This is a genomic window from Streptomyces sp. NPDC048002, from assembly GCF_040653275.1.
Lineage (GTDB): Bacteria > Actinomycetota > Actinomycetes > Streptomycetales > Streptomycetaceae > Streptomyces.
Genome location: NZ_JBEZNL010000021.1, coordinates 21,727 through 34,106 on the forward strand (window position 1 = coordinate 21,727; position 12,380 = coordinate 34,106).

Annotated in this window: 12 protein-coding genes; 8 read left to right on the plus strand and 4 right to left on the minus strand. The window is 73.7% G+C overall.

Annotation, left to right across the window (positions count from 1 at the left end):
• Positions 1 to 166: 166 nt before the first annotated feature.
• Positions 167 to 1,234: a hypothetical protein gene (locus AB0E07_RS24225; protein WP_362255812.1), complete on the minus strand. Its 1,068-nt coding sequence runs from the start codon at positions 1,232 to 1,234 to the stop codon at positions 167 to 169.
• 91 nt (positions 1,235 to 1,325) lie between these two features.
• Positions 1,326 to 2,705 carry a glycoside hydrolase family 43 protein gene (locus AB0E07_RS24230; protein WP_362255813.1) on the minus strand — a complete coding sequence of 460 codons (1,380 nt, stop codon included), beginning with the start codon at positions 2,703 to 2,705 and terminating at the stop codon, positions 1,326 to 1,328.
• A gap of 239 nt (positions 2,706 to 2,944) precedes the next feature.
• Here AB0E07_RS24230 and AB0E07_RS24235 point away from each other — a divergent pair, with 239 nt between their 5' ends.
• Together AB0E07_RS24235 and AB0E07_RS24240 are read left to right on the plus strand one after the other, a co-directional pair.
• Entirely contained in the window at positions 2,945 to 4,369 is a 1,425-nt protein-coding gene (locus tag AB0E07_RS24235; RefSeq protein ID WP_362255815.1) for an amidase, read from the plus strand.
• 73 nt (positions 4,370 to 4,442) lie between these two features.
• Complete coding sequence (locus tag AB0E07_RS24240; protein WP_362255818.1) at positions 4,443 to 4,898, plus strand: type II toxin-antitoxin system PemK/MazF family toxin; 456 nt, start codon at positions 4,443 to 4,445, stop codon at positions 4,896 to 4,898.
• 19 nt (positions 4,899 to 4,917) lie between these two features.
• Here AB0E07_RS24240 and AB0E07_RS24245 read toward each other — a convergent pair whose 3' ends face one another.
• Positions 4,918 to 5,730 (minus strand): TIGR02452 family protein, encoded by an 813-nt coding sequence (locus AB0E07_RS24245; protein ID WP_362255820.1) that lies wholly within the window; start codon positions 5,728 to 5,730, stop codon positions 4,918 to 4,920.
• A gap of 279 nt (positions 5,731 to 6,009) precedes the next feature.
• Between AB0E07_RS24245 and egtA the strand changes: the two genes are divergently transcribed.
• The 5 genes from egtA (at position 6,010) to AB0E07_RS24270 (ending at position 10,711) form a co-directional block, all read left to right on the plus strand.
• Positions 6,010 to 7,305, plus strand: a complete 1,296-nt coding sequence (gene egtA / locus AB0E07_RS24250; RefSeq protein ID WP_362255823.1) for an ergothioneine biosynthesis glutamate--cysteine ligase EgtA — start codon at positions 6,010 to 6,012, stop codon at positions 7,303 to 7,305.
• Positions 7,302 to 8,681, plus strand: a complete 1,380-nt coding sequence (egtB, locus tag AB0E07_RS24255) for an ergothioneine biosynthesis protein EgtB (protein ID WP_362255826.1) — start codon at positions 7,302 to 7,304, stop codon at positions 8,679 to 8,681. The genes egtA and egtB overlap by 4 nt, the downstream gene beginning before the upstream one ends.
• Positions 8,681 to 9,475, plus strand: a complete 795-nt coding sequence (gene egtC / locus AB0E07_RS24260; RefSeq protein ID WP_362255829.1) for an ergothioneine biosynthesis protein EgtC — start codon at positions 8,681 to 8,683, stop codon at positions 9,473 to 9,475. The genes egtB and egtC overlap by 1 nt, the downstream gene beginning before the upstream one ends.
• Complete coding sequence (gene egtD, locus AB0E07_RS24265; RefSeq protein ID WP_362255832.1) at positions 9,472 to 10,434, plus strand: L-histidine N(alpha)-methyltransferase; 963 nt, start codon at positions 9,472 to 9,474, stop codon at positions 10,432 to 10,434. The genes egtC and egtD overlap by 4 nt, the downstream gene beginning before the upstream one ends.
• Positions 10,435 to 10,495: 61 nt before the next feature.
• Entirely contained in the window at positions 10,496 to 10,711 is a 216-nt protein-coding gene (locus AB0E07_RS24270; RefSeq protein WP_362255835.1) for a dodecin, read from the plus strand.
• Positions 10,712 to 10,723: 12 nt separating this feature from the next.
• On the opposite strand, the gene AB0E07_RS24275 is transcribed toward AB0E07_RS24270, so the two are convergent.
• Positions 10,724 to 11,215 carry a hypothetical protein gene (locus AB0E07_RS24275; RefSeq protein WP_362255838.1) on the minus strand — a complete coding sequence of 164 codons (492 nt, stop codon included), beginning with the start codon at positions 11,213 to 11,215 and terminating at the stop codon, positions 10,724 to 10,726.
• Positions 11,216 to 11,312: 97 nt separating this feature from the next.
• On the opposite strand from AB0E07_RS24275, the gene AB0E07_RS24280 reads away from it, so the two are divergent.
• Positions 11,313 to 12,320 (plus strand): LLM class flavin-dependent oxidoreductase, encoded by a 1,008-nt coding sequence (locus tag AB0E07_RS24280; RefSeq protein ID WP_362255841.1) that lies wholly within the window; start codon positions 11,313 to 11,315, stop codon positions 12,318 to 12,320.
• Positions 12,321 to 12,380 lie beyond the last annotated feature (60 nt).

Here is a 12,380-nt window from a genome sequence, read left to right on the forward strand (position 1 = left end):
CGTGATCCCTTCGCCTGCCGGTGAGAGCCCCCATGGTGTCGGCAGCACCTCGCGTACGCCATGTGAACCTGGCCACGGAGGCGCGTAACACACCACGCTTCACTCTCCCGGACCGGGAGCGCCCGCTTCCGGCTCCGGTCGGCACGCCTACCCGCGCTCCGCGTCCCTAGTCGCCGCCGCCGCCTCCGCCACCGTCACCGCCGCCACCGTCGCCCCCGCCGGAGCCGTCGCCTCCGTCGCCGCCGTCGGAGCCCCAGCCGTCACCGCCGCCGGACTCGTTGTCGTCCCGCCCCTGGCCGAGGTTGCTGAACCAGGGCCGGTCCCACCAGTAGTCGGGGGCGACCGGCTCGCCGCCGAGACGACGGCGGCGTTCACGACGGAAGCGGGCGGCACCCGTGGTGTCGCCGAAGCCGAAGGCCACGGCGAAGGCGTGCGCCATCACGGCGTCCAGGGGGTCGCCGCTCTCGTGGTACACGGGGGTGAGGGGCAGCAGGATCGTGCCCGGCTGGAGTTCGGGCCGGCCGGCGTGGCGGGAGAGCAGGGCCACCCGGCGTTCGTCGCGCAGCAGCCAGGAGCTGCGCGCGCTCTCCCGCCGCAGCTCCCAGCAGTGTCCCGCGCAGCGCACCTCCACGCGGCTCCTGGACTTGCGGAGCTTCTTGGTGAAGGTCAGCTGGGCGGGGGCCTCGCCGACGGTCAGGCGCAGCCCCTGGGAGGAATCGGCGCCCTCGCCGAGGAAGCCGTACGGGGCGCGGATCCGCACGACGGGTGCGCCGGGTGCCCAGACGTCCACCCGCACCAGGCTGCGGTCCACGGCGACGGCGACGGCCCCGGTCGGCCCGGGTGCGTACCGGCGGGCCAGCCACAGCGGCACGCCCTCGGTCCGGGCCTGCTGGGCGAGGGCGGCGACCCGCTCGGGGCCGCCGCAGTGGCGTACCGCGAGTTCACCGAGGGTGCGGGCGAACCCGGCGGCGTCGCGGACCTTGTACGGCTTGGTGGTGCCGGTGGCGCGGGTCACCGGGACGGCGCCCGGTCCGTCCGCCAGTGCCTGGAGCGGGCGTTCCGAGCCACCGCCGCCGAGCCACTGTCCGCGCAGGTAGGCGTCGGCCATGGCAGCGAGGTTCAGCTCGCCGAGGGGCGTGGTGCGAAAGCCCCTGCGCAGGCCCTCCTCGGTCAGTTCGACGGTACGCGCCAGCGGGTTCCTCGACTGCTCGGCGTAGAGCACCTGGTTCACCACGGTCCCCCTGATCTCCTGTGGCTGCGCGGGTTGTCCCCGCACAGACAGAGTGCCGGACGTGTCCTCGTGGTTCCCGCCGGGGGCGGCGGGCTCAGGCCCAGGCCGTGACCGGGGTGAAGGAGCTGTCCTGCCGGAACAGGTCGGTGCCGTCGGAGCGTTCCACCCGCAGTTGGTAGCCGTAGTGCCGCAGGTAGTGGCCCGGGTAGTTGTACGACTCGAAGCGGAGCGAGCCCGTGGCCGTGCCGGTGCGGGCGATGAAGGTGGCGTCCCGGGCGAAGGTGGTGGTGCCGTCGTTCGCGGCGAAGCGGGCGCGGAAGTCGTAGTGGCGCAGGTAGTTGCCCGAGAAGTCGCGGAAGGAGCAGGCGCCCGCGTCGGCGAGACCGGCGGTGACGGTGAAGGTGGCCGCCTGCTTCTCGGCCGCGGTACTGGAGGCGCTCACCACGGGGAGGTTGAGCAGGGCGGACTGCTGCTGCCAGTAGCGGGTGGGGTAGTTGACGGACCGGAGGGAGCGGGTGACGTCGCGGGGCACCGACGGACCGCCCGTCACCGTCTCCTTGACCACCGTGAAGTGGCGTGCCGTGCCGGAGATCGCGGGCAGCGCGGCCGGCGCCGACCAGGTGGCGAAGGTGTCGTGGCTGTCGCTGTAGTAGTAGGTGCCGTCGCCGTAGCCGTCGAAGAACATCCGCCAGGCGCCGTTGTCGAGCTGGATCAGCGCCGGGCCCTCGCGGTAGCTGCCCCAGCCGGCCCAGTTGCCGGTGCGGGTGAGGGTGTAGGGGCCGGTGAGGGAGGGGGCGGTGCCGTACTCGATGTACTTGGTCGTCTCGTTCTTGGTGAAGGCGTGGTAGGTCGAGCCGATCCTGACCAGGAAGGTGTCGATGTGGTTCGCGCCGATGCCGGAGAGGACCACGGGCGCGGTCCACGCCGTCAGGGCCGAGTTCGTCGCCCGCAGCAGGTAGGGCGTGAAGATCCACTCGTTGTCGGTGGTGGAGCAGGACACGACGACGTTCACGCTGCCGTCGGTGTCGACGAAGAACTCGGGCGCCCAGGCGCGCGAGAGGTTGGCGATCGGCACCGGATGGTCGTACAGGAAGGTCCAGTTGACGCGGTCCGCGCTGCGGGCGAAGCCGATGGTGGTGCTGGTGTCCTGCCAGGTGCGGGTGGTGTAGGTGACGTAGTAGTAGCCGTCGGTGTGCCTGATGACGCTCGCGTCGCGGATGCGGCCGGCGGGCGGGGTGTAGGCGGAGGAGCGCAGCAGGCGGAAGTCGGTGGCGTCGTCGGACTGGTAGACGTTGACGGTGCCGTCGTCGCTGTGGGGGAACGGGACGATCGTGTAGCGGGTGGCGGATCCGCTCGGCGGCGCGGCGGCGTGGGCACGGCCGAGGAGTCCGGGGGTCTTCGACAGCAGGAACGCGGAGGCGGGCAGGGCGGCCAGCGTGCGCAGTACGGCACGGCGGGCGGGGTGCGGGGTCATGGGCGGCTCTCCCTCTGACACACGACAGGACTGATGCGATCCGATATCTCGAACCGAGTTCGGTAAATCGGTCAGAAGGTAGGGGTGGGCCGGGAGTGCGTCAATGGTTCGCGCAGGGCCGCGACACCCCCGGGAAACATGCATCGCACACCCGAGTCCGGCGCGTCGCGGAGCCGTTCCGTCCCGGCGGCACACAGGTTACTGTTCAGTAGACAACGCCGTCCCCGGAGGTGTCCCGCATGACGTCCGACCGTTCCGCAGGGCTCACGGAGTCCGCCCGCGCGCTGGCCGCCGGCGAGGTGACGTCCCGGACGCTGGTCGAGCAGGCCCTGGCACGCATCGAGGCGACGCAGGGCTCCCTCAACGCCTTCCGGGTCGTGCGGACCGAGGCCGCCCTCGCCGAGGCGGACGCGGCGGACCGGGAACTCGCCCACGGGGCGCGGCTCCCGCTGCTCGGCGTGCCGGTGGCGGTCAAGGACGACATGGACGTGGCCGGCGAGCCGACCGCCTTCGGCTGCCGGGGTGAGTACCCCGCGGTCACCGAGGACGGCGAGGCGGTACGGCGGCTGCGCGCGGCCGGGGCCGTGATCGTCGGCAAGACCAACACCTGCGAGCTGGGCCAGTGGCCGTTCACCGAGGGACCGGCCTTCGGCGACACCCGCAACCCCTGGAACCCCGGGCACACCCCGGGCGGTTCCTCCGGGGGTTCCGCGGCGGCCGTGGCCGCCGGACTGGTGCCCGCCGCGCTCGGTTCGGACGGCGCCGGGTCGGTGCGGATCCCGGCGTCGTGGACCCACCTGATCGGTGTCAAACCGCAGCGGGGCCGGATCTCCACCTGGCCGCGCGGCGAGTCCTTCCAGGGCATCACGGTCAACGGCACACTGGCCCGCACGGTCGCCGACGCGGCCCTGCTGCTGGACGCGGCGAGCGGCAACCACGCCCTCGACCCGCACCGCCCCGCCCCCGTGGACGCCTCGGCCGCCGCGGTCCGCGAGCCCGGCCGACTGCGCGTCGCCCTCTCCCTGAAGCCGCCCTTCACCGCCACCCCGGCCCGGCTGCGGCCCGAGGTGCGCGCGAAGGTCGTCGAACTCGCCGAGAGACTCGCCGCGTTGGGCCACACCGTGGAGGAGGCCGACCCGCCGTACGGACAGATCGGGCTGACCTTCGTACCCCGGGCGACCGCGGGCATCGCGGAGTGGGTGGGCGACGCCCCCTTCCCCGCGCTCCTGGACCGGCGCACCCACGGCGCCGCCCGGCTGGGCAAGCTGCTGGGCGGGGCACCGCTCAGGGCGGCCCGGCGCGCCGAGGCGGTCCTGCACCGGCGGATCGGCGGGTTCTTCGCGTCGTACGACGTGGTGCTCGCGCCGACGACGGCCGCTCCCCCGCCGCGGATCGGCGCGATGCTGGGGCTCGGCGGATTCGCCACCGACCGCGCCATGATCGCGGCCTGCCCTTTCGCCTGGCCGTGGAACGTGCTGGGCTGGCCCGGCGTCAACGTCCCCGCCGGTTTCGTCGCGGACGGGCTGCCGGTCGGCGCCCAACTCCTCGGTCCGGCCCACAGCGAGCCGCTGCTGATCTCGCTCGCGGCCCAGCTGGAGGCGGAGTTGCGCTGGCACGAGGCGTGGCCGCCGGGGCTGGTCGCCTCGGACGCTCCGGCCGTGTAGGTCGGACACGGCTGTGCCAACGACCCGGTCCCCGGCGTCGGTTCACCGCCGGGCACGCTCTACGGTGTGGTCCGTGACTGCGTCCACCGAACAGACCGAAGAGAACGTCCCCGGCCGCCAGGGCCGGTTCGCCACCGTGGAGGCCGACGCCCGCGGCGTGGGCCGGGTGCGCACCGAGTACTCGCCCGCGCACGACGGCGACCCCGACCCCGGCGAGATCGTGTGGACCTGGGTGCCGTACGAGGAGAACGACGGCCGGGGCAAGGACCGTCCGGTGCTGGTCGTGGCCCGGGAGGCGGCCGGCACCTTCCTCGCGGTGCAGTTGTCCAGCAAGCGGCACGACGCCGACCGCGACTGGGTGCCGATCGGGAGCGGACCGTGGGACCGCTCCGGGCGGGACTCCTGGGTGGACGTGGACCGGGTGCTGCGGCTGCACGAGCGGGGCATGCGGCGCGAGGCGTGCGCGCTGGACCGGATGCGGTTCAACCTGGTCCGCAACCGGCTGCGGGAGCGCTACGGCTGGCAGTGAGCCGCCCCCGCACCCCGGGCTACCGCGCCGCGAACGCTCGTTCGAAGGCGGTGCGGATCGCGGCCCGGGGTGTGCGGTCCAGGATGCCGAAGACCACGTGCGCGAAGCGCCCCTCGAACCGCCCGCCGGGTCCGAGCAGGGCCCGGAAGGCCTCCGCGACGTCCCCCGGGTCGTTCTGGAAGACCCCACAGCCCCAGGCGCCGAGCACCAGCTTGGGGTACCCCTCCGCGGCCGCCGCCTCCAGCACCCGCTCGGCACGGGACGCGAGGGCCCGCGGGAGTTCCGCGGCGCGCTCCGGCGCCGTACGGCGGACGACGCCCGCGTTGGGCGCCGGGGAGGTGAGGAAGCCGGCCAGGTACGGCTCGTCCAGCAGACGCCCGCGGTCGTCGCGGAAGACGGGCACGGCCGGTGAGTGGATGACCCGGTCCGTGTAGAAGGCGTCCCGGTGGGTGCGGTGGTGGTCGTAGAACTCCCGGACCTCGACCAGGCAGGTGTACAGCGCCGAGGCGCGGCACAGGGCCTCCTCCTGGGCCTGGGCGCCGTTGAGGTAGCCGCCGCCCGGGTTGCGGGCCGAGGAGAAGTTCAGCACGGCCGTGCCGGGGCCGAGCCGGCTCGCGGCCTCCAGGCTGCTCTCCCCGGTGACCTCGACGGTCGTCTCGCGTGGCGGCGCCGTGGGCACCGGTACGGGATCGGGCCCGTACAGGCGGGTTCCGCGCCGCGCGGCCCGTACCTCGTCCGCGATGGACACCTCGCGGCCGCCGGGCGCGGTGTAGCCGCCCGCCTCGACGATCCGCTCCGTCTGCTGTGCGACGCTCCGCAGGCGCGCGCTCAAGGCGCCACCCCCGTGAGCGCCTTGAGCGCGCGCCGGGCGCACTCCCCCGTCGTGCTCATGCACGCATCGTGGGCGATGCTCTACAGGTGGTGCAAGCGAGTTTCCGGGTACGCGAATGTCCTCGAAAACGTGCGGGAACGGGATGTGACCGATCCCGGACATCGGGGCAGGCGCCCTTGTGCGGACTCACTTCACCGTCTTGGGTGGGACGAGTGTGCCGTCCCGGCCCACCCGAAATGCCGGGTCGGTGGCATGGTGGAATATCAGGAGGATCCCGATATGCCCGATTCAACCGGCGGCTCCCCGCCGAGCGGCTGTACCAGGCCCCGCACCTCGGTCTCCGAGGCCGAGGTCGAGGCCCTCGTCCGCGGAATCTGCTTCAAGACCGGACCGCCCCGCACCCTCGGTGTCGAGGTGGAATGGCTCGTCCACGAGCTGCGCAGCCCGCAGCTCCCCGTCACGTCCGAACGACTCGCGGCGGCCTACGCCGCCCTGCGGACCGTACCCCTGGGATCGGCCCTCACCGTCGAACCAGGCGGCCAGCTGGAGCTCAGCTCGCCGCCCGCCGCCTCCCTGACGGAGTGCGTCGACACCGTCTCCGCCGACCTCGACGCCGTCCGCGCCACCTTGCGCGAGCACGGCCTCGGCCTCGTCGGCATCGGCCATGATCCCTGGCACGAACCCCGTCGCTACCTGCGCGAACCGCGCTACGACGCCATGGAGACCTGCCTGGACCGCAGAGGTCCGGCGGGCCGCGCCATGATGTGCACCTCCGCCTCCGTCCAGGTCTGCCTCGACGCCGGCCACGAGGAACCCGGGCCCCTCGGCCATGTGCGGCGCTGGTGGCTCGCCCACCACCTGGGCGCGGTCCTGGTGGCGGCCTTCGCCAACTCCCCGCTGGCCGGGAACGAGCCCACCGGGTGGCGCTCGACCAGGCAGCTGCTGTGGATGGAGATCGGCGCCGGCCGGGCGGGCGGTCCCCCGCTGGACGGCGATCCGCGGGCCGCGTGGGCCCGGCACGTGCTGGACGCCCCGGTGATGTGCGTGCGGCAGGAGAGCGGCCCGTGGGACGTCCCGGAGGGGCTCACCTTCCGGGAGTGGACCCGGTCGGCGGCGCCGAGACCGCCCACCGAGGAGGATCTCGGCTACCACCTGACGACACTGTTCCCGCCGGTCAGACCGCGCGGCCATCTCGAACTGCGCATGATCGACGCACAGCCGGGCGACGACGGCTGGATCGTCCCGCTCGCCGTGACGGCCGCGCTCTTCGACGACCCCGAGGCCGCCGAGACGGCCTACCGGGCGGTGAAGCCGCTCGCCGAGCGCGCCGAGCCGCTGCCCGCGCCGCACAACCCGCTGTGGACCGACGCGGCCCGGCACGGCCTGAACGACCCCGAACTGCACGAGGCGGCCGTCGTCTGCTTCGCCGCCGCGCTGGAGGCGCTGCCCCGCATGGGCGCGGCCCCCGAGGTCACGGCCGCCGTGGCCGCGTACCGGGACCGCTACATCAGCCGGGGCCGCTGTCCGGCCGACGATCTGCTCGACCGCCTGAACGGGAAGGACATCCGCACATGACCGACCCCGCCACCGACATGGACATCGACGCCGGCACCGCCCTCGGTGTCGACGCCGGCGTCCTCGGTGTCGACGTCGACACCGAGACGCTCAGGAAACGGGCGCTCACCACCCTCGTCACCGCCCGGGACCGCACCACCCTCCTCACCAGCTGCGTCGAGGACCCGGACCTGACCGCACAGCACTCCCCCCTGATGTCGCCGCTGGTGTGGGACCTGGCGCACATCGGCAACCAGGAGGAGCAGTGGCTGCTGCGGGCCGTCGCGGGCCGCGAGGCCATGCGCCCCGAGATCGACGGCCTCTACGACGCCTTCGAGCACCCGCGCTCCGCCCGCCCCACCCTGCCGCTGCTGCCGCCCGCCGAGGCCCGCCAGTACGCCGCCGAGGTGCGCGGCCGGGTGCTGGACCTGCTGGAGAGCCACGCGTTCGGCGGGACCCGGCTCACCGAGGCGGGCTTCGCCTTCGGCATGATCGCCCAGCACGAACAGCAGCACGACGAGACGATGCTGATCACCCATCAGCTCCGTACGGGGCCACAGGCGCTGACCGCCCCGGACCCCGCGCCCGCCCCGCTGTTCACCGGCCCCGCCGAAGTCCTCGTCCCCGGCGGCCCGTTCACCATGGGAACCTCGACCGAACCGTGGGCGCTGGACAACGAACGCCCCGCGCACCGCCGCGAGGTGGCCGCCTTCCACATCGACACCGCACCGGTGTCCAACGGCGCCTACCAGGCGTTCATCGAGGACGGCGGCTACGACGACGAGCGCTGGTGGGACCCGGCCGGCTGGACGCACATCCGGCAGCACTCCGTCCACGCGCCGCTGTTCTGGCGGCGGGACGGCAAGCAGTGGCTCAGGCGCCGCTTCGGCGTCACCGAGGTGGTACCGGCCGACGAGCCGGTGGTGCACGTGTCCTGGTACGAGGCGGACGCCTACGCACGCTGGGCGGGGCGCCGGCTGCCCACCGAGGCCGAGTGGGAGAAGGCCGCCCGGCACGACCCGGCCGGCGACCGCTCCACCCGCTACCCGTGGGGGGACGAGGACCCTGCGCCCGAGCACGCCAACCTCGGCCAACGGCATCTGCGCCCGGCCCCCGTCGGCAGCTATCCCGAGGGCGAGTCGCCGCTCGGTGTACGGCAGTTGATCGGGGACGTGTGGGAGTGGACGGCGAGCGACTTCCTGCCCTACCCGGGGTTCGTCGCCTTCCCCTACAAGGAGTACTCGGAGGTGTTCTTCGGGCCGGAGTACAAGGTGCTGCGCGGCGGCTCGTTCGCCGTGGACGCGGTGGCCTGCCGGGGCACGTTCCGCAACTGGGACTACCCGATCCGCCGGCAGATCTTCTCCGGGTTCCGCACGGCACGCTCGGAGCGCGTCTGATGTGCCGTCACCTGGCCTTCCTGGGGCCCGAGGAGCCCCTGGGCAGACATGTCGTCGAGCCCCCGCACGGTCTGTACCGGCAGTCCTGGGCGCCGCGGCGGCAACGGCACGGGACGGTCAACGCCGACGGGTTCGGCGTCGGCTGGTACGCCGCCGGCGATCCGGTGCCGGCCCGCTACCGGCGGTCCGGGCCGATCTGGGCGGACCAGTCCTTCGCCGACCTGGCCCGGGTCGTACGGACCACCTCGCTGCTGGCGGCGGTCCGGGACGCGACCCTGTCCGGCGCGGACGCCGAGGCCGCGGCGGCGCCCTTCGCCTCGGGGCCCTGGCTGTTCAGCCACAACGGCGCCGTGCCCGGGTGGCCCGGCTCGCTGGCGCCGCTGACCGGGACGCTGCCCCCGGCGGACCTGCTGTCGCTGGAGGCCCGCAACGACTCCGCGTTCGTGTGGGCGCTGGCGCTGGCCCGGCTGCGGGCCGGGGACGACCCCGGCGAGGCGCTGGGCGACACGGTCCGTGAGGTCGCCGAAGCGGCGCCGGGCGCCCGCCTCAACCTGCTGCTGACCAGCGGCACCGCCATCGCGGCCACCGCCTGGGGCGACACGCTGTGGTACCGCACGGCCCCCGGCGCGGGCACGGTCGTCGCCTCCGAGCCGTACGACGACGATCCGCTGTGGCACGAGGTACCGGACCGCACACTCCTCGTCGCGAACGGCCGCGACGTCACTCTCACTCCCCTCAAGGAGCCGGGCGAGACACCGGCACCGACCGCACCACCGAAGGAGCCCCGCACGTGAGCCCGTTCCTTCTCACCCGCCAACTGCCCGAGGACGCCACCGGGGCCGCCCTGCGCGCGGACGTCCTCGGCGGCCTGACCCGCACCCCCAAGACGCTCCCGCCGAAGTGGTTCTACGACGCCCACGGCAGTGAACTGTTCGAGCAGATCACGGAGTTGCCCGAGTACTACCCGACCCGCGCCGAACGCGAGATCCTCGTGGCCCGCGCGGGCGAGATCGCCGCCGCCACCGGCGCCCGCACCCTGGTCGAACTGGGCTCGGGCTCCTCGGAGAAGACCCGGTACCTGATCGACGCGCTGGGCGCACTGCACACCTACGTCCCCGTCGACGTCAGCGAGAGCGCCCTCACCCAGGCCGGACAGACCCTCGTCGAGGAGCGGCCCGGTCTCTCCGTGCACGCGCTGATCGCCGACTTCACCGGCGGGCTCACCCTGCCCGACACCCCGGGGCCGAGGCTGGTGGCGTTCCTCGGCGGCACGATCGGCAACCTGCTGCCCGCCGAACGCGCCGCCTTCCTCACCCGGGTCCGGTCCCTGCTGGCGCCGGGCGACGCCCTGCTCCTCGGCACCGACCTGGTCAAGGACGAGGACGTCCTGGTCAGAGCGTACGACGACGCGGCCGGGGTGACAGCGGCGTTCAACAAGAACGTGCTGGCCGTCGTCGACCGTGAACTCGGCGCCGACTTCGATCCGGAGGCGTTCGAGCACGTGGCGCTCTGGGACGCCGAGAACGAGTGGATCGAGATGCGGCTGCGGTCCCGCACGGACCAGACCGTGAAGGTGCCCGCCCTGGACCTCGCGGTCGACTTCGCGGCCGGGGAGGAGCTGCACACCGAGATCTCGGCGAAGTTCCGCAAGGAGGGCGTGCGCGCCGAACTGTCCGCGGCGGGGCTGGAGCTGGCCCACTGGTGGACGGACGAGGAGGGCCGCTTCGCGCTGTCACTGAGCGTGGCGCGGTGACCGACGGCTCGCGCGGCGTCGCCGCCTGAGGCACCGTGGAAGGACGGAGAGGAGACCCCGCATGTCGAACCACACCTATCGGGTCACCGAGATCGTCGGCAGCTCGCACGAGGGCGTCGACCAGGCGATCCGCAACGGCGTCGCCCGTGCCTCGCAGACCCTGCGCAACCTCGACTGGTTCGAAGTGACCCAGGTCAGGGGCCAGCTCGACAACGGAGAGATCGCGCACTGGCAGGTCGGCCTGAAGGTCGGCTTCCGCCTCGACGACACCGACTGAGCGGCCGGAACCTCAGGTCCGCCCCTCCCGTTCCTGCGCCGAGCGCAGCGCGGCGGAAGGGGCGGTCCAGTTGGCCCGTACGACGGTGTAACCGGCCCGTTCGGCGTCCTGGCAGACCAGCTCGTCGTCGTCCACCAGGACCCGGATCTCCCGGGTCCTGGCCAGCCGGGCGAGGATCTCCAGCTTGGTGCGCCGGGCGGGCCTGCGGTCGGTGTCCCGGCGCATGTGCACCCGGCCCTTGGGCAGCGCCTGGGCGGCGAGCCAGGCCAGCGTGTCGGCCCGGCACCGCTCGGGCCGCCCGGTGAGATAGACGACCTCGCACTCCTCGGCGGCGGCCAGCGCCATGGCGACGCCCTCGGGGATCGGCGGGTCCGCGGGCGCGGCGGCGAAGAACCCCTCCCAGTCGCGTGGCGCGGTCCGCAGGAAGTGCTGCCGGTGCGCGGTGTCGGCGAGGGTGTTGTCGAGGTCGAACACGGCGAGCGGCCGCCTGCTGCTGTCGGTCACGCCGCCCACCTTACGCAGCGCGCGGCCCGGCCCCGGCGAGGGCGGCCGAGCGGGGGCGTGCCGGGAATGCCGTGGGCCGCCCGGCGTTGAACCTTCCGTGAGCTCCCTGATCGCCGGCACCCGCTTCTCCGTCCTCGACCGTTCCCGTGTCCGCGAGGGGCACGGCGACGCCGAGGCACTGCGCGACACCGTCGCCCTCGCGGGCGAGCTGGAGCGGCTCGGCTACCACCGGTTCTGGGTCTCGGAACACCACGGGGTACCCGGAGTCGCCGGTTCCGCGCCGACCGTGCTGGCCGCTGCGGTCGCCTCGGCGACCCGCACCATCCGGGTGGGTACCGGCGGGGTGATGCTGCCCAACCACCGGCCGCTGGTCGTGGCCGAGCAGTTCGGGATGCTGGAGTCCCTCTTCCCGGGCCGCATCGACATGGGGCTCGGCCGGTCGGTGGGGTTCACCGACGGCGTGCGCAGGGCGCTGGGCCGGGGCAAGGACGACGCCGACGACTTCGCCGGGCAGCTCGACGAACTGCTGAGCTGGTTCCGCGGCACCTCACCGGAGGGCGTCCGGGCCCGGCCCGCCGAGGGTCTGACCGTGCCGCCGTTCGTGCTGGCCATGGGCGAGGGCGCCGCCGTAGCGGCCCGGGCCGGCCTTCCGATGGTCATCGGCGACCTCCGCGACCGCGCGAGGATGCAGCGGGGCATCGACCGCTACCGGGCGGACTTCCGGCCCTCGGTGTGGGCCGGGGAACCGTACGTCGTCGTCTCCGGGACCGTCGCCGTGGCCGACAGCCCGGAGGCGGCCCGGCGGCTGCTCGTCCCGGAGGCCTGGTCCATGGCGTACTCCCGCACCCACGGCACCTTCCCTCCGCTGCCGCCCGCCGAGCGGGTGGAGTCGCTCACCATGACCGCGAAGGAGCGCGACTTCTACGAGCGGGGGCTCGCCGGCCACATCGCGGGCACCGAGGAACAGGTGGCGGACGAACTGGAGGTCCTGCTCAAGGAGACCGGCGCGCAGGAGGTCCTGGTGACGACGAGCACCCACGACCGCCGGGCCCTGCTCGACTCCCACCGACGGCTCGCCGGGATCGTCGGGGGAACGGCCCGCTGACCGGGGGCCGCGCACGACCTCTCACGGCCCCGACCTGGTCGGTCGCATAGAATTGCGGGG